The organism is Aquiflexum sp., assembly GCF_977115555.1.
On sequence record NZ_CDSBKL010000048.1, the window covers coordinates 1 to 16,793 of the forward strand.

13 protein-coding genes are annotated in these 16,793 nt (G+C 41.2%); 9 read left to right on the forward strand and 4 right to left on the reverse strand.

Annotated elements, in window-relative coordinates; translation table 11 throughout:
- The 7 genes from ACZFYI_RS05005 to ACZFYI_RS05035 all read left to right on the forward strand — a co-directional run.
- Window positions 1-464, forward strand: a 464-nt coding sequence (locus ACZFYI_RS05005) for a metallophosphoesterase family protein (RefSeq protein WP_462523021.1), incomplete at its 5' end; no start/stop codon positions are given.
- Window positions 465-580: 116 nt separating this feature from the next.
- A complete protein-coding gene (locus ACZFYI_RS05010) occupies window positions 581-2,761 on the forward strand; it encodes a S9 family peptidase (RefSeq protein ID WP_462523022.1) in 2,181 nt (726 codons plus the stop codon).
- Window positions 2,762-3,078: 317 nt separating this feature from the next.
- Window positions 3,079-3,885 (forward strand): alpha/beta fold hydrolase, encoded by an 807-nt coding sequence (locus ACZFYI_RS05015; protein ID WP_462523023.1) that lies wholly within the window; start codon window positions 3,079-3,081, stop codon window positions 3,883-3,885.
- Between the two features lie 5 nt (window positions 3,886-3,890).
- The gene (locus ACZFYI_RS05020; RefSeq protein ID WP_462523024.1) at window positions 3,891-4,982 is read left to right on the forward strand and encodes an efflux RND transporter periplasmic adaptor subunit; all 1,092 of its coding nucleotides are present in this window, start codon (window positions 3,891-3,893) and stop codon (window positions 4,980-4,982) included.
- A 3-nt stretch (window positions 4,983-4,985) separates the two neighbouring features.
- Entirely contained in the window at window positions 4,986-8,048 is a 3,063-nt protein-coding gene (locus ACZFYI_RS05025; RefSeq protein WP_462523025.1) for an efflux RND transporter permease subunit, read from the forward strand.
- Window positions 8,048-9,397: a TolC family protein gene (locus ACZFYI_RS05030; RefSeq protein WP_462523026.1), complete on the forward strand. Its 1,350-nt coding sequence runs from the start codon at window positions 8,048-8,050 to the stop codon at window positions 9,395-9,397. The genes ACZFYI_RS05025 and ACZFYI_RS05030 overlap by 1 nt, the downstream gene beginning before the upstream one ends.
- Window positions 9,398-9,564: 167 nt before the next feature.
- The gene (locus tag ACZFYI_RS05035; RefSeq protein WP_462523027.1) at window positions 9,565-10,965 is read left to right on the forward strand and encodes an MltF family protein; all 1,401 of its coding nucleotides are present in this window, start codon (window positions 9,565-9,567) and stop codon (window positions 10,963-10,965) included.
- Here ACZFYI_RS05035 and ACZFYI_RS05040 read toward each other — a convergent pair.
- Window positions 10,962-11,675, reverse strand: a complete 714-nt coding sequence (locus tag ACZFYI_RS05040; RefSeq protein WP_462523028.1) for an SAM-dependent methyltransferase — start codon at window positions 11,673-11,675, stop codon at window positions 10,962-10,964. The genes ACZFYI_RS05035 and ACZFYI_RS05040 overlap by 4 nt on opposite strands.
- A gap of 137 nt (window positions 11,676-11,812) precedes the next feature.
- On the opposite strand from ACZFYI_RS05040, the gene ACZFYI_RS05045 reads away from it, so the two are divergent.
- Window positions 11,813-13,162, forward strand: a complete 1,350-nt coding sequence (locus ACZFYI_RS05045; protein ID WP_462523029.1) for an amidohydrolase family protein — start codon at window positions 11,813-11,815, stop codon at window positions 13,160-13,162.
- Window positions 13,163-13,331: 169 nt separating this feature from the next.
- On the opposite strand, the gene ACZFYI_RS05050 is transcribed toward ACZFYI_RS05045, so the two are convergent.
- The 3 genes from ACZFYI_RS05050 to dusB all read right to left on the reverse strand — a co-directional run bounded on the left by ACZFYI_RS05050 (window position 13,332) and on the right by dusB (window position 16,095).
- Window positions 13,332-14,093 (reverse strand): alpha/beta fold hydrolase, encoded by a 762-nt coding sequence (locus tag ACZFYI_RS05050; RefSeq protein ID WP_462523030.1) that lies wholly within the window; start codon window positions 14,091-14,093, stop codon window positions 13,332-13,334.
- 46 nt (window positions 14,094-14,139) lie between these two features.
- Window positions 14,140-15,039 carry a DMT family transporter gene (locus ACZFYI_RS05055; protein WP_462523031.1) on the reverse strand — a complete coding sequence of 300 codons (900 nt, stop codon included), beginning with the start codon at window positions 15,037-15,039 and terminating at the stop codon, window positions 14,140-14,142.
- Between the two features lie 66 nt (window positions 15,040-15,105).
- Window positions 15,106-16,095 (reverse strand): tRNA dihydrouridine synthase DusB, encoded by a 990-nt coding sequence (gene dusB, locus ACZFYI_RS05060; RefSeq protein ID WP_462523032.1) that lies wholly within the window; start codon window positions 16,093-16,095, stop codon window positions 15,106-15,108.
- A 37-nt stretch (window positions 16,096-16,132) separates the two neighbouring features.
- On the opposite strand from dusB, the gene ACZFYI_RS05065 reads away from it, so the two are divergent.
- Window positions 16,133-16,793, forward strand: a 661-nt coding sequence (locus tag ACZFYI_RS05065) for a CPBP family glutamic-type intramembrane protease (protein WP_462523033.1), incomplete at its 3' end; no start/stop codon positions are given.

A 16,793-nucleotide genomic window follows, 5' to 3' on the forward strand; every position in this document is an offset into this window, starting at 1 on the left:
ATTCAGTTTTGGGAAACTGGCTTAAAAAAAGACCTGCAATTATTAAAATAGATAGTATGCTGATTACCCATGCGGGCATTTCTCCCCAGTTTATTCGAAGAAAATTGACCGCATACGAGGTAAATAAAATGTTTTATGAGGATATTTTGCCTAATAGCGGATCTGTAAACCGATCAAATAGAAGCCTAATCAATTTTTTAAATGGGCAGGAAGGGCCGATCTGGTATCGGGGTTATTTTGAAGCAGGAGTTTCCAATAAGAACATGGATGATATTTTAGCATTTTTTGAATCCAAGTATATTGTGGTAGGACATACGTCTTTGGATGCTATCACGGCACTTTTTGGGGGGAGGGTAATCGGGGTGGACTCAAGTATTAAAAATGGTAGGGGTGGAGAAATATTGATTGTTGAAAATGGCATTCGGTATCGTGGAAAAGTTGATGGTAGCAGGGAAAAGCTTTGAGTTCTGCTCCTTATTAATTTTATGATCTTTCAGATATGGTTTTTCCGGTGACGTAATTTTTTTTTGGGTATAGTTCCTTTTTTATACTTTTAAACCGGACTTTAGACCTAGATATTATGATTAGAATTAAATTGGTTGCTTTCCTGGCATTTTTCCTGGCGTTGCAGGTTGACATACATGCCCAACAAAAACAAAAAGTGACTTTAGAGGATGTTTTCAAAAACAATACTTTTTCTCAAAAGTCAGTGCAGGGAATCAATTGGATGAAAGATGGGCAATATTATAGCTCACTTGTGAGGACTCCATCAGGTTCGAAAGTTGTCAAAATAAATGTAGAGACCGGAGAAGAATCAGCTGTTTTGATTAATGGTGAGACTTTAGGGTTGAATTTTGCAAGCTATGCTTTCAATGCTGATGAGAGCAAAGCCTTGATCGCCTCTGAAGTTGAAAGAATCTATAGAAGATCAAGCAAAGGTGTTTATCATGTGATTGACCTTGCAACAGGAAAGGCGCAGAAACTTTTGGATGGCGAAAAGATCATGTACGCCACCCTATCACCTGACAATGACAAAGTGGCTTTTGTCAAAGAAAACAACCTTTACATCATCGAACTCAGTACTCAGCAATTGACTCAGGTCACCACAGATGGTAAATGGAACCATGTGCTTAATGGCGCTGCGGATTGGGTTTATGAAGAGGAATTCTCCATGTCAAAGGCTTTTGATTGGTCACCGGATGGTAAGAGAATTGCTTTCATACGATTTGATGAGTCTGGAGTTCCTGAGTTTAACATGCAGATTTGGGGGAAATTGTATCCTCAGGATTACAGGTTCAAATATCCCAAAGCAGGAGAATCAAACTCTGAAGTTAGCATCCATATTTATGACCTTGCAAGCAAAAAAACTGTGAAAGCAGATGCTGGTGAAGGGACTGACATTTATCTGCCAAGAATGTATTGGACAGGTGAGCCAAATACATTGGCTTTTTTGAGAGTCAACAGGCTTCAAAATCAGATTGACCTGTTGTATACTGATGCCCAAACAGGTCGAAGCAAAGTCATTTTAGAAGAAAAATCAAACACATACGTCGACCTCAATTACAATGATGACCTAAGGTTTTTGGGAGACAATAAGGGATTTATCCGTACTTCGGAGCAGGATGGTTTCAAGCATATTTACCACCATGACAATGCAGGTAAACTCATCCGTCAGATCACCTCCGGTAATTGGGAGGTGACAAATCTGGTCGGCATAGACGAAAAAGGCAAAAAAATCTACTTCATATCTACTGAGGCCTCACCTTTGGAAAGAAACCTATATGTGGTCAATATGGATGGAAAAGCCAAAAAAAACCTGACTCCTGATAAAGGCACTTATTCCATCAACATGAGTAAAGATTTCAAATATTTCATTGCCAATTTTTCAAATTCTGCTATACCACTTAAAGTGACGTTAAATGAGTCTTCCGGTAAATTGGTCAAGGTCTTGGAAGATAATCAGGAATTAAAAAGCAAGCTTTCGAATTTTGCCTATTCAGGCAGGGAGTTTTTCAGTTTCAATACAGTGGATGGTACTTCACTCAATGGCTACATGGTCAAGCCCTCGGACTTTGATCCCAACAAAAAATATCCTGTCCTGATGTATGTCTATGGTGGACCCGGTTCTCAGAATGTCACCAATGCCTGGGGTGGGACAAGGGATTTTTGGCACCAACATCTGGCAGCAGAAGGCTACATCGTAGCCTGTGTGGACAACCGTGGCACAGGAGCACGGGGCAGGGATTTCAAACATTCTACCTATGCCAATCTGGGGAAATTGGAAACCGAAGACCAAATCGCCGGGGCCAAGTACTTGGGTTCACTTCCATTTGTTGATACATCAAGGATAGGAATCTGGGGTTGGTCTTATGGAGGATATATGTCTTCTCTAGCTTTGATGAAAGGTAATGACGTTTTCAAGGCCGCTATTGCCGTTGCTCCCGTTACGACTTGGAGATATTATGACACCATTTATACCGAGCGCTATCTTCAGACTCCCCAGCAAAACGCTGCCGGATATGATGACAACAGCCCGATTACCCATGTCGACAAATTGAAAGGAAACCTTCTTCTCATCCACGGTACAGGCGATGACAATGTACACTACCAAAATGCAGTTGATTTGGTTGATGCCCTGATCAAAGCTGACAAGCAGTTCGAAACAATGTACTATCCCAATCGAAACCATGGGATTTCTGGAGGGAATACCTCTTGGCACCTTTATTCATTGATGACTGATTTTATCAAGAGGAAGCTATAAAAGAAGCGAGAAACGAGGAATTAGAGGCAAGAAGCGAGGAATGAAAAAGAGATGGATTTGGAAAGTTATTTGGGATTGGGCATATACTTTCTGAACCAATTGTTATAAAAAACCTTGATCTTAAAACCCAAAACCCAATAAGAATGAACCAAGGTAAATACTGCCTTGGTTTATTTTTTAAAAGGAAATAACCATTAATCGACTTCAATCGCCACCTGTGTCTATTTTATTTTTTACCCAAATTAATGGACTTAGCTTTCGGGTTCAGAACTTAAATCAAACTGTTCGGTTATTACTTGGTCAAGATGAAAAACAGTATGTTATATTATAAAACCTACATGCATCCTACCAGTATCGAATGGGTCGTATTCATCCATGGCGCCGGAGGTTCGTCCTCTATTTGGTACAAGCAGATCCGTGAATTCAAACAGGAATTCAATCTTTTGCTCATTGACCTAAGAGGCCATGGCAAGTCTGTAGGGTCTATCAGGAATATATGGAAAGAGGAATATACCTTTCCTGCAGTGACCGAGGACATCATAGAAGTTCTTGACCATCTTGAATTACCCCCCGCACATATAATGGGGGTTTCGTTAGGGACTATTTTGGCAAGGCAATTGGCTGAAATGGAACCCAACAAGGTAAAATCAATGATCATGGCAGGAGCAGTTACAAGACTGAATTTTACTTCTCAGATTCTTGTAACCTTGGGAAATACCTTCAAGAGTGTCGTTCCTTACATGTGGTTATATAGTTTGTTCGCTTGGATCATCATGCCGAGAAGACACCATGCCGAGTCAAGGAATCTGTTTATCAATGAAGCAAAAAGGCTTTGTCAAAAAGAATTTATAAGGTGGTTTAAGTTGACAAAAGACATCAACCCCCTTCTTAAGTTTTTCAAAGAAAAAGACCTTTCCATCCCAACTTTATATGTAATGGGTGAAGAAGATATCATGTTTCTCGAAGCAGTTAAAAAAATTGTGAAAGAGCATAAACTTTCTTTTCTCAACATTGTCAAAGCATGTGGACATGTGGTCAATGTCGAGCAGCCAGAAGTTTTTAACCAATTGTCACTGCAGTTTATAAGAAATCAACAACAAACCTTAACAGGATTTTCTGAATAAGTAGAATGAAAAAACAAACCAAAGCAATTTTAATTATAGCCATTGCCCTTGTATTGGCAGTGATTTTTATTTACCCGAGATGGGATCAATATATGGGAAAATCTGATGAGGCAGGCACTACTGCCTCTTCCGGAGGGCCACAAGGCTCCGGTCAGCCTATTCCCGTCAATGTTGTAGAAATCCGTCCTGAAAGATTGGAAAACAACCTCAGCGTGACAGGAACGATTATTCCCAATGAGAGTGTTGACCTGCGGTCTGAGATTTCAGGTCTTGTAAAAAAAATAACTTTCAATGAGGGTCAGTTTGTGAAAAAGGGTACTCCCCTCCTTTACCTCAATGACGATGAACTCAACGCTCAGTTTCAAAGATTGGACTTTACAAGAAAGCTTTTTCAGAGTCAGGAAAACAGGCAAAAGCAATTATTGGCCAAAGAGGCGATAAGCCAAGAAGAATATGATATTGTTCTCAACCAATTTAACACCAACCTTTCTGACATCAAATTAGTAGAAGCCCAGTTGAACAAAACAGTCATCAGGGCGCCATTTGATGGTGTTTTGGGTCTGAGGATGATTTCTGAAGGAAGTGTCATAGGTTCATCTGATGTGATAGCAAGTATTGTGAATATTGATCCGATCAAGATTGAATTTTCCATACCAGAAAGATATGCGAACCAAGTTAAGGTCGGTTCTAAGATTATCTTTTCAAATGAATCCGAAGGAATCGATGTGGAAGGGACAGTTTTTGCATTTGAGCCTACAATCGACACCGGAACACGAACCCTAAAAATCAGGGCCCAGAGTCCAAATCGAGAAAGGAAATTTTTACCTGGAATGTTTGTGAGGATCAAATATATCCTCGGTGTAGAAGAAAATGCGCTGATGGTTCCGGCGGAATCTGTCATTCCTGAACTTGCAGGATATAAAGTGTTTATCGTCAACCAAGAAAGTAAAATTGAAGAAAGAAAGGTATCTATCGGAACCCGTACAGAGAGTTTTGTACAGATTGCTGATGGTTTGAAAGAAGGTGACTTGGTATTGAGCACTGGAGTATTGCAAGTGAGAACAGGTATGCCTGTCACTTACACTAAAATCAATTAAAAGATGGCTAGTTTATCAAGTATCAGTATCAGCAGACCTGTTCTTGCCATAGTAATGTCATTAACAATAATGCTTTTTGGGATTATTGGGATCAGTTTTTTGGGTATCAGAGAGTTTCCAAGCGTTGACCCCCCTATTATCAATGTCCGGACAACGTATGTAGGTGCCAATGCCGATGTCATAGAAGCCCAGATCACCGAGCCTTTGGAAGAAGCCATCAACGGCATCGCTGGTATCAAATCTCTGACTTCTACCAGTAATGACGGTACAAGTAACATCACAGTAGAATTTGATGTTGGGGCTGACCTTGAGGCTGCAGCCAATGATGTGAGAGACAAGGTTTCGGGTGCCCAAAGAAATCTCCCTCCCGACACTGAACCTCCGGTGGTATCTAAATCAGATTCAGACTCCCAGCCGATTGTGTTTTTGGCCGTTCAAAGTAGCACAAGAAGCCTCCTTGAACTTTCTGATATCGCCTCTAATGTTTTTAAAGAAAGGCTTCAGACTATACCTGGGGTAAGTACTGTTCAGATCTGGGGTGAAAAAAGATATGCCATCCGGCTGAGAATGGACCCTTTGAAAATGGCTTCCTATGGTGTGACTCCACTGGATGTCCTAAGCAAGGTTCAAAGTGAAAACGTAGAATTACCTTCAGGAAGAATTGAAGGTGCGGCAATTGAGCTTTCTGTCAGGACCAAAAGCAGGTTGAGTACGCCACAAGAATTCAATTCTTTGATCATCAAAGAAGACCAAAATAACATTGTCAGGTTTCAGGACATCGGCATGGCCGAGATGTCTGCCTTGAATGAAAGGACTGTTCTCAAAAGAGAGGGAGTCCCAATGGTCGGTGTAGTATTGGTACCTCTTCCCGGTTCCAATAATATCGAGATAGTGGATGAGTTTTACAAAAGACTTGAAATCATCAAGAAAGATTTGCCAAGTGATATCCTTGTAGATATTGGATTTGACTCGACTACTTATATCAGAAGCTCGATCAAGGAAGTTCAGGAAACGATCTTAATAGCATTCATCCTCGTAGTATCGATTATCTTCCTGTTTCTGAGAGATTGGAGGACAACCTTCATACCTGTTTTGACTATTCCTATTTCTTTGATCGGCGTATTTTTCATCATGTATTTGATGGATTTCTCGATCAATGTACTGACCTTATTGGGAATTGTACTCTCCATTGGACTTGTGGTGGATGATGCCATAGTTGTCTTAGAAAACATTTATGCCCGGATCGAAAAGGGGGAAAGCCCTGATACTGCAGCATCCAAAGGTTCTGAGGAAATATTCTTTGCAGTCATTGCCACTACAGTAGCCCTGGCGGCAGTTTTCCTTCCTGTTATTTTCTTGACCGGTACCACAGGTAGGCTATTCAGAGAGTTTGGAATTGTAGTAGCAGGAGCAGTCATTATTTCGTCTTTTGTTGCATTGACAATGACGCCTATGCTGAGTTCTAAGTTGTTGAAGAAAAGAGAAAAGCATAACGCTTTTTACAATTGGACAGAGCCCTTCTTTATTTGGCTAAACAATCTGTACGAGGGAGCACTTGATAAATTCATGAAGGTAAGATGGTCTGCTTTTGCAATTATCTTGGTCATGGGTTTTGGTATCTATTATTTTTTCAAAGTGATTCCAACTGAACTTGCCCCAGTGGAAGATAGAGGTGAAATGAGAGTCATTATCTCTGGTCCGGAAGGTGCTACTTTTGGTTATATGGATAAGGTCCTTGATGAAATGACCGCTGACTTTATTAATCAGATACCTGACGAGGAAAGAAATGGGATCACTACTGTGACTTCACCAGGCTTTGGAACCTCGAGCACCAACTCCGGATTTCTTAGACTAAGACTTGTCGATGCACAGGATAGAGAAAGAAGCCAAATGGAAATTTTTGGTCAAGTTTCTGAAATGATCAAAAAATATACAGCGGTTCGTGCTTTCGTAACACAACCCCAATCCATCGGTGACAGAAGAGGTGGACTTCCAGTCCAATATGTAATTCAAGCCCCCACTTTGGAAAAGCTAAAAGAAGTAATTCCGGCATTTATGGAAAAAGCTGGTCAAAGTCCGGTTTTTAGTTTCTCTGACATCAACCTGAAATTTACAAAACCCGAAATTGAGGTAGAAATCAACAGGGAAAAAGCAAGAAATGTGGGCGTGTCTGTTCAGGAAATTGCCAGGACACTCCAATTGTCTTATTCAGGTCAAAGGTTTGCTTATTTTATTATGGATGGTAAACAGTACCAAGTGGTAGGAGAAATGCAACTTGCTGATAGAAATGAACCCGTCAACTTGAGAATGCTGTATGTCAGGGCAGATAATGGTGAGCTGATTCAGTTGGACAACTTGGTTACCATCAAAGAAAAAAGTACACCCCCACAGTTGTATAGGTTCAATAGATTCGTCAGTGCCACTGTTTCTGCAGGCTTGGCGGATGGCTATACCATTGGAGCTGGTCTCGATGAAATGGACAGAATTGCTGGTGAGGTCTTAGACGACACTTACAGTACTGATGTATCGGGTCTTTCTAAGGAATTCAGGGAGAGTTCAAACAGTTTGATCTTCGCCTTCCTTTTTGCATTGGTGTTGATTTATCTGGTGCTTTCCGCCCAGTTTGAAAGTTTCATGGATCCACTTACCATCATGTTTACCGTGCCTTTGGCATTGTTTGGAGCTTTATTTTCCCTGTGGATCTTTGATTTCACATTAAATATTTTCAGCCAGATAGGGATCATCATGCTCATAGGGTTGGTGACTAAAAACGGTATTTTGATTGTTGAATTTGCCAATCAGCGAAAGGCACAGGGGATGTCCATAGATGAAGCCATCATTGGGGCGGCAGCAGCCCGTTTCAGGCCGATTTTGATGACAAGTCTTTCCACTATTTTAGGTATCCTTCCGATAGCCTTGGCTTTGGGTGCTGGTGCAGAAAGCCGTGTCCCCATGGGTGTAGGCGTTATTGGTGGATTGGCTTTTGCTACGATTTTGACTTTATTCATCATCCCCGCTGTTTATACTTATTTAACATCCAAGAAAGGAAGATTAGCTAGAGTCTAATGAAAAAATCACTTTTATTATTGATGCTCAGTATGTGGGCGACGTTTTCTCTTTTTGCACAGGAAGGAGAAAATCTGGATTTGGAAAAAGCCGTTCTGCTCGGTTTGGAAAAGAACTATGGGATCAAGATTGCAGCAAACAATGTAGTGATCGCCGAAAGGGACATACAAATTGGGGTAGGAAGCTTCTTTATGCCGGTGATTGATGCCAATGCGGTCCGTTCGTTCAGTAAAGAAAATGTTGAACAAACTTTTGTTACTAATCCTGAAAATCCTACCAGAATCGACGGAGCAAAATCCAATACCGAGAATTATTCAATTGTTGGATTCTACGGATTTCGTCCGGAAACAATTTATACCCTAAAGAGGCTTGGGGTAATGGCTGATATGAGTGAACTTCAGGCCAAAGTATTGGTTGAAAACACAGTTGCAGCTATTTCAAGCGCCTATTTCAGATTGGTACTTGAATCCCAACGCCTAAATGTGTTGAGAACCACACTCGATCTTTCACAGGCTAGGCTTGATATTGCCAAAGCAAGGTACGAGTTAGGAGGCGCGGGTAGAAGTGATTTCCTGACAGCACAAGTTGATTATAACGCTGATCTGTCCCTTCTCACCAACCAAGAATTGGTTATCAAAAATGCCAAGATCAATATCAATGAATTATTGGCATTGCCGCCGACTACCAATTTTATGGTGAATGACACCATTGTAATTGAAAACTTCCTTGGCCTTGAAGAATTATTGGAAAATGCCAATACCAACAATAAGCTTTTTCTTTTGGCACAAAGACAAGAAAATGATGCTTTCCTAGCTTTGAAAGAAACCCAGGCACTTAGGCTACCAACTGTCAACCTAAATGGCGCCTATAATAATAACACCTTCAGATCTGATGCAGGTTTTTTGCTACAAAACCAAAGACAGGGATTTAATTACGGGGCAACATTGTCATTGAATGTTTTCACTGGGTTTACAGTAAATAGAAGAATTCAAAATGCAAAAGTCCAAAAATTAAATGCTGAATATGCAGTTAGGGACATGGAGATTTTGATGAATTCAGATATCCAAAGGGCTTACAATACTTATCTTACAAACAAAGATCTCCTTGAGATTGAATATGTCAATTATAAAGTGGCTACAGAGAATGCTGACATCGCCTTGGACAGGTTTAGATTAGGTATATCTGATTACCTTCAATTCAGAGATGCACAACTCAATCTGTTGACAGCTGAAAACAGATTGCTTACCGCAATTTTTAATATCAAAGAAATGGAAATTGAGCTGATGAGGCTATCCGGAAGGATTTTTTACCAAGATGGGAAAGAAAATTTTCAGTTAACCATTGATTAATTGGATAGGGACTAAAAAATTGATAATCAGCAATATATAGCACCAATGAAAATTCATTGGTGTTTTTTTATGCAAAAAAATGTATTTCATACTTCAAAATATTTGGTACACAAATTGCTTTGTACGACCTTTGTATAAACCAACGTCCCGAAAGGGTCACAAATGGAATGAAGAAGACAGGAATCAATTTACTGTTTTTGATAATATTGACAATTTTTGGGTTTCAATGTACCCTGTTTGAAAAAACCGAAAGAGAGGTTAGTTTTTGGGAAAGTCCGGCTCAGTTAGACCTGGATGAAATTATCGAAAGAGGATATATCAGGGCCGTAGTCGATAATTCTTCCACCAGTTATTACATATATAGAGGTAGAAGGATGGGTTACGAATTTGAAATGCTCAAATCCTTAGCCTCCTCACTGGGTGTTAGACTGCACCTTATCGTCAAATCGGATATTGAAGAAGCATTTTACCTTTTGAACAAAGGAAAAGCTGACATTATTGCCATGAATTTGGCTGTAAGTGAGGACAGAAAAAAGTTTGCTTCATTTACCTCTCCAATTGGAAGTATGGGTACTGTTTTGGTGCAAAAAGACGGTCCTACCAAAATTACTGATCCTTTGGATTTGAACGGTCAGGTAATCCATATTCAAAAAGATGCCATTTACAAGTCTCAATTGAATTCTCTTCAAAATGAGCTTGGAATCCACCTAGCTGTTTTGGAAGAAAAAGGAAACGCTGAATTTTTGGTCAGCAAAGTAAATCAAGGTGAAATAGAATATACCGTGGTAGACAAGGTCGTGGCAATGGTCAATGAAACTTATTACAAAGACCTTGATATCGATGTAGAGATAAGTCCTAAGTCAGATGTCGCTTGGGCCATAAGAAAAAATGCTCCAGACCTTGAAGAAGTGATCAATCAATGGATCGAAAAGAAGAACAAATCCGGATATATCAGAACTCTTCACGCCAAGTATTTCCAGAATTCAAAAAATAGCTATTACCGGGCAAACAGTTCCTTTTCTTCCCTTGGAGGAAATAAAATCTCACAATATGATGATCTGATCAAAATGGGAGCAGAAAATCTAGGTTGGGATTGGAGGATGTTGGCTTCTTTGGTCTATAAGGAATCAGGCTTTGATACTACTGCCACCTCTTATGCAGGTGCAATGGGATTGTTACAATTGATGCCGGTGACTTTGGAACGTTTTGGCGTTGAAAACCCTAATGACCCTGTTCAAAGCTTAATGGGTGGAGTCAATTACCTAAAGTATTTAGATAAGTTTTGGAAAGAAAGGGTCCCTGAAAGCAACGAAAGGATCAAATTTATCCTGTCTTCTTACAATATAGGACATGGTCACGTGCTTGACGCCTATAACCTGACTTTAAAGTACGGAGGCAATAACCAAAGCTGGAAAAATGTATCCCATTATCTTGCCTTAAAGTCTGATCCTCAATATTACAGAGACCCTGTGGTCAGAAGCGGTTATGCCAAAGGACACCTTGCAGTATCCTATGTGGATGACATACTAACACTTTACGACTCCTACAGGGTGCTGATAGAACCTTAATTTCCGGAGTAAAGAACAAATACCACCGGTATTTTATGCAGGTCCAGGTTTGATTTTCTCCACTCTGAAATAGGTTTGGTGATTATCATTTCATCTGGACCTGTTACATTTTTTGCGATGCAAAGCTTTGTGTCAGGATGAAGTGTTCCTTTCAAATCTTCCATCAGGTGATTGTTTCGGAAAGGAGTTTCCATGAAAATCTGAGTCCTGTTTGATTTTGCTGATTCAGTTTCCAGATTTTTTATTGCTAGAATCCGCTCCTTCTTTTCAATGGGCAGATAGCCATGAAAAGCAAATGACTGCCCATTGAACCCTGAACCCATCAATGCCAAAAACATGGAACTTGGTCCTGAGAGAGGGATAACTTTTATGCCTTTGACATGGGCATAGGCCGCAGCGGCAGAGCCTGGGTCTGCTATCCCCGGACATCCAGCCTCAGACATCACCCCAACATCCTGTCCGGAAAACAAAGGCTTCATGATCCGCTCCAATTCAGCGCCTTTGGTGCTTTTGTCGAGAATTTCAAACTTTAAATCCTCAATGGTAAGTCCAAGTTTAAGGCTGCTGATATACCGCCTTGCTGTACGTACATTTTCTACCAAAAAATAACTGAGATTTTTCACTGTCTCCTTGACCTGGGGACTGATGACTTTGTCAGCAGTATTTTCTGCAAGGACAGTTGGGATCAAAAACAGTTTTCCTTTGCTCATATTTTTGGAAGTCTATCAGCAAAGATGGGGAAAAACTTAAAACCGATTACCAAGGCTTTCATTTCATTTACATGGTTGGCGATTTTTAAACCGATTTTATTCTTTAAATTTTAAACTTCAACATACCCGTATTCAGAATGAGAACAATAATTTTGAAAAAATCATATTGGGCAATAACCCTTTTGCTTTTTGTTTCTTTTAGCGTCCAATCCCAAAATATCAAAGCCCTTGTCGGAGGAACCATGATCGATGGATTTGGAGGACCACCACTCCGAAATTCGGTAATCATCATCGAAAATGACAGGATCAAAGAAATCGGGCAAGTTGGGACTTTGGCTATTCCCTCGGGAGCAGAGGTGATTTCTACAGAAGGTATGTCTGTACTCCCCGGACTTTGGGATATGCACGTGCATCTGATGCTCAATGGGCACAGCAATTATACCCATTGGGACAGTACCTATATTGATGTCTTCGAATCAGTCATCATGCCTTCCTCTGCGCACCAGTTGCTGATGGCAGGAGTCACTAGTGCACGCGAGCTTGGTGCACCTTTGGAAGCAAGTATCAATGTCAGAGATCGGATCAACAAAGGAGAAATTCCCGGACCTACAGTTTATGTCTCTGGACCTTTTATCCAAAAAAAGCCATATCCCAGAACTGAAGAGTTTCGATGGGGGGTCAATGGCGTGCAGGATGCGCGAAACAAAGTCAAAATCCTCGTTGATGCAGGTGTGGATGTGATCAAGCTCATCGATCAGGACGAGATGACTTTTGAGGAGGCAAAGGCAGTCGTTGATGAAGCGCATAAGTACGGAAAACCCGTTGTAGGGCATTCACATAGACCCGACGAAATCAGGGTTGGATTGAAAATCGGGATTGATTGTTTTGAGCATACAGGGCTTTCCTCTGCTCCGGAATATCCTGCTGATATCATGGAGATGATCAAAGAGCGGACAGCCAAGATGAATATAGGGCCTTTGTTTTGGACTCCTACTGTGGAAGGGCTATACAATTATGAATACATGCGCAATAATCCTGAAAAATTGGATGATCCATCCTGGCACCTGGATTTGCCTGATTCCATCATCAGGGATATAAGGGCTTCTCTGAGATATCCAGGCAGAATGCCTTATTTTCAATTGACTCCGGTCCGTAAACCTACTTTGGAGAAAAAAATCAACCAACTAAAAGATGCCGGCGTGGTCCTGATGATCGGTACTGATTCGGGAATTCCAATGAAATTCCATAGCCAAAGTACTTGGAATGAATTGGATGTATGGGTGAATGAATTTGGATTCGACCCGATGCTGACTATTAAGGCGGCTACTTATTGGCCTTCGGTAGCGATGCGGGTCGATCAGGATTATGGAACCATCAGTGAAGGAAAATATGCAGATATCATTGCGGTCCGTGGTGATGTATTGCGCTATATCAGCCTACTCCAAAATGTGGATATGGTGATCAAACATGGGAAAAGGGTGAAATAATTGAAGGTATCAGTCCACAGTCCACAGTCCACAGATCTGACTTCTGAACTTCAATCCAAATTTTGGATGAATAGAAATTTGGCAAATGTTAAACAAAAAAGTTAAAGAAAATTTAAACACAAAAGGCACAAAAGGAATTTTCCTTCTGTGCCTTTTGTGGTTTATCCACTTAACCTAAAAAAGCCCTAACTGTCTCAATCACTGCACCGGGCTGCTCAGCATGAAGCCAATGTCCTGCATTTTTGATATAGATGATGCTACTTTTTGGAAAAAGTCTTGAAATATCAGCTTTGTCACTTTCTTGGATATAATCGGAATTTTCCCCTCCCATAAATAATGTCGGTTTGTCAAAAGGTCGGTCAGAATCGATTTCTTCTCCTACAATTTCGATCTTCTCGGTGATGGTTTTGAGGTTGATTTTCCATTCAAAACCTCCTTTTTCATTCCTGCCAAGGCTTTTGAGCAAAAACTGTCTAATTCCAACATTCTTGATATAGCCGGCAAGGATGTCATCTGCTTCTTTGCGGGATTTGATTTGGTCAACAGGTATTGCATTGAGTCCTTCCAAAATAACCTGATGGTGAAGGGGATAATACCTTGGCGCGATATCGGCTACGATCAGTTTTTTTACTTTTTCGGGAAATTGCAGGGCAAATGCCATGACGGTCTTTCCCCCCATGGAGTGCCCCATCAGATAGGCAGCATCAATTTCCTGATCATCCATCAGTTCCATGAGATCTTCTGCCATTACCTTGTAATTCCATTCCTCACTTTGGGGAGAATCACCGTGGTTTCTTTGGTCCACAAGATAAAGAGTATAGTCTTTCTCGAGTTCCTTGGCGATACTGAACCAATTGTCCGCCGATCCAAAAAGTCCATGAAGGATGATCAATGGCTCGCCGGTCCCGGTTTTTCTAAAGTTGAGTTTCATTCAATTCGAGTTTAATGCGTGGTACCAAATACCAAAATTACCAAAATCACTTCCTATTCCCGACCCATACCCCAAAAATCACTGCTACTATCCCAAAGTAATGACCTGGAAGTAAAACCTCACCATCCAACAATCCCCACATGATCGCGACAACAGGGATGAGGTAGGTGACAGAACTGGCAAATACCGGTGTGGCCACTTTTACCATGATATTAAAAAGGATCAGGGCGATGGCTGTACCGAGTACACCAAGCAAAGTAATATATCCGGCTGCCGAGACAGCGCCTTCGACATGTAGTATTTTGAAGGAAAACTGCGTAAAAGCAAACAGGTAAATCAAAGCTGCGGGTAATACCATTAGCAGGGAAAGTGCGGTAATGGCTACAGGTTTCAATTCTACGAAACGGTACTTGATGATATTCAGATTGAAGCCATAACAGATACATGCAAGCAAAACATAGAAAGCGTAGGAATTGATTTCAGAGAAATCCCCGAAGTAGGTTCCTTCTTTGACCATCAAAAGAATAACAACACCCACAAAGGCAATGGCAAGTCCGATGCTGTTTCTTTTTGTAATCCTTGCATTGAAAAACAGTGCTCCAATGATAACCACAAACAGTGGCGTCATCGCATTGAAAACCCCTGTCAGTGAAGAACTGAGTTGGGTTTGGGCTTTGGCAAAAAGAAAAGCAGGGATAAAACTCCCCATCAATCCGACAATGACCAGGTTTTTGACCTGTCTTTTTTTCAGGTTTTTCAACCTTGGCAGGGAAAGCGGCAATAAAACCATTCCGGCAGCTACGATTCTAAAGGCACCGACTTCTCCCGGGGAAAAAATCCCCAGTCCTCTTTTGATTAAAATGAAGGAACTACCCCAGATCAGCGCAAGAACAATGAGAAATCCCCATGCCTTCAAGGCGCCTTCTGCTTGGATATCTTTGGTCATGCTGGGAATCGGAAATACAAAGGTGATTGGAACCTGAAATTCAGAATTTTTTTTTGAAATCCTGTCTTAAAATTGATAATCGGCAAAAACCTCTCCTACTTCCTCCAAAAGGGCAGCTACTTCTTGATAGGTTTCTGCTGTGACCATTTGGCTTCTATAAGGTTTGAAATTGGGCATACCCCGGAAGTAATTGGTATAATGTCTTCTCATTTCAAGGATTCCCTGTTTTTCACCTTTCCATTTGACAGAAAAGTCCAGGTGTTTTTTGGTGACGCGGATTCTCTCTTCAAGATCGGGCCCTGCAAGGTTTTCTCCGGTATCAAGGAAATGTTTGATTTCATTGAAGATCCAAGGATATCCGATGGATGCCCTTCCGATCATCATGCCGTCGACATTGTACTTGTCTTTGTATTCTTTTGCCTTTTCGGGGCTGTCTATATCTCCATTTCCAAAAACCGGGATATGTAACCTCGGGTTTTCTTTGACTAAGTTGAGGTAAGACCAATCGGCCTCTCCTTTGTACATCTGCTGTCGGGTTCGCGCATGGATGCTGATGGCTTGGATCCCTACATCCTGAAGCCTTTCTGCGACTTCTACAATCCGAATCGTGTCATGGGACCATCCAAGGCGGGTTTTGACGGTGACCGGAATATTGACACGCTTGACAATCTCCGCAGTCATGGAAACCATTTTATCTATATCCAACAAAATCCCAGCTCCGGCACCTTTGCAGGCTACTTTATGGACAGGGCAGCCATAGTTGATGTCCAATATGTCAGGTCCGGCGGCCTCTGCAATGGCTGCTGCTTCCCTCATGGATTCTATTTCTGCCCCAAAAATCTGAATGCCCACAGGACGTTCATATTCGAAGATGTCCAATTTTTGGATACTTTTGGCGGCATCCCTTATCAATCCCTCTGAGCTGATGAATTCTGTATACATCAAGTCCGCCCCGTTGTCTTTGCATACTGCCCTGAATGGCGGATCGCTGACGTCTTCCATTGGTGCGAGCAGCAAAGGGAATTCCCCTAATTCTAAGTTTCCGATTTTAACCACTTCCTAATTCTAATTTTCGTGTAAATTTACCGCAATTATGGATATATATAAAACCCAAGTACCCATCACTGCCAAAAGTAATTGGCTTTTGTCTATTGTGGTGATGGTTTTAGTCACATTTGGTGTACTAGTTTTGTTGCAAGGTCTTGGACTTTTACTTCTTCCCGTACTTTTTAACATCCCCCTTGATGAATTGGCCGCTTTATTCACAGCAGAATCTACCAATCCAAATGGACGAATGGCATTCCTTTTTGTCCAGGGACTTGGTGGTGGATTTGGATTTTATGTTGCCGCTATCCTGATAGCCAAGGTGATAGACAAAGCTGATTTTGGGTGGCAACAACAAATGTCAAGGTTAAAGTTCATGGGATTTGCACTCACTTTGGTAATCATGGTAGGGGCAGTGCTTTTCAATAGCCTTTTGATTGACTGGAATGCCAAAATAGTCCTGCCGGAATTTCTCAGTGAATTGGAACAGATGATGAAGTCAAAAGAAGATGAACTGATGGCTTTGACCAAATATTTGACCGATTTTGAAAATGTAGGGGAATTCCTCATGGGAATCCTGGTTATAGGAATTTTGGCGGGAATCGGAGAGGAATTTCTATTTAGGGGAGTGCTACAGCCCAAGCTTCATTTATTTACCGGAAATGCGCACGTGGCGGTATGGTTATCTGCTTTTATATTTTCGTCAATAC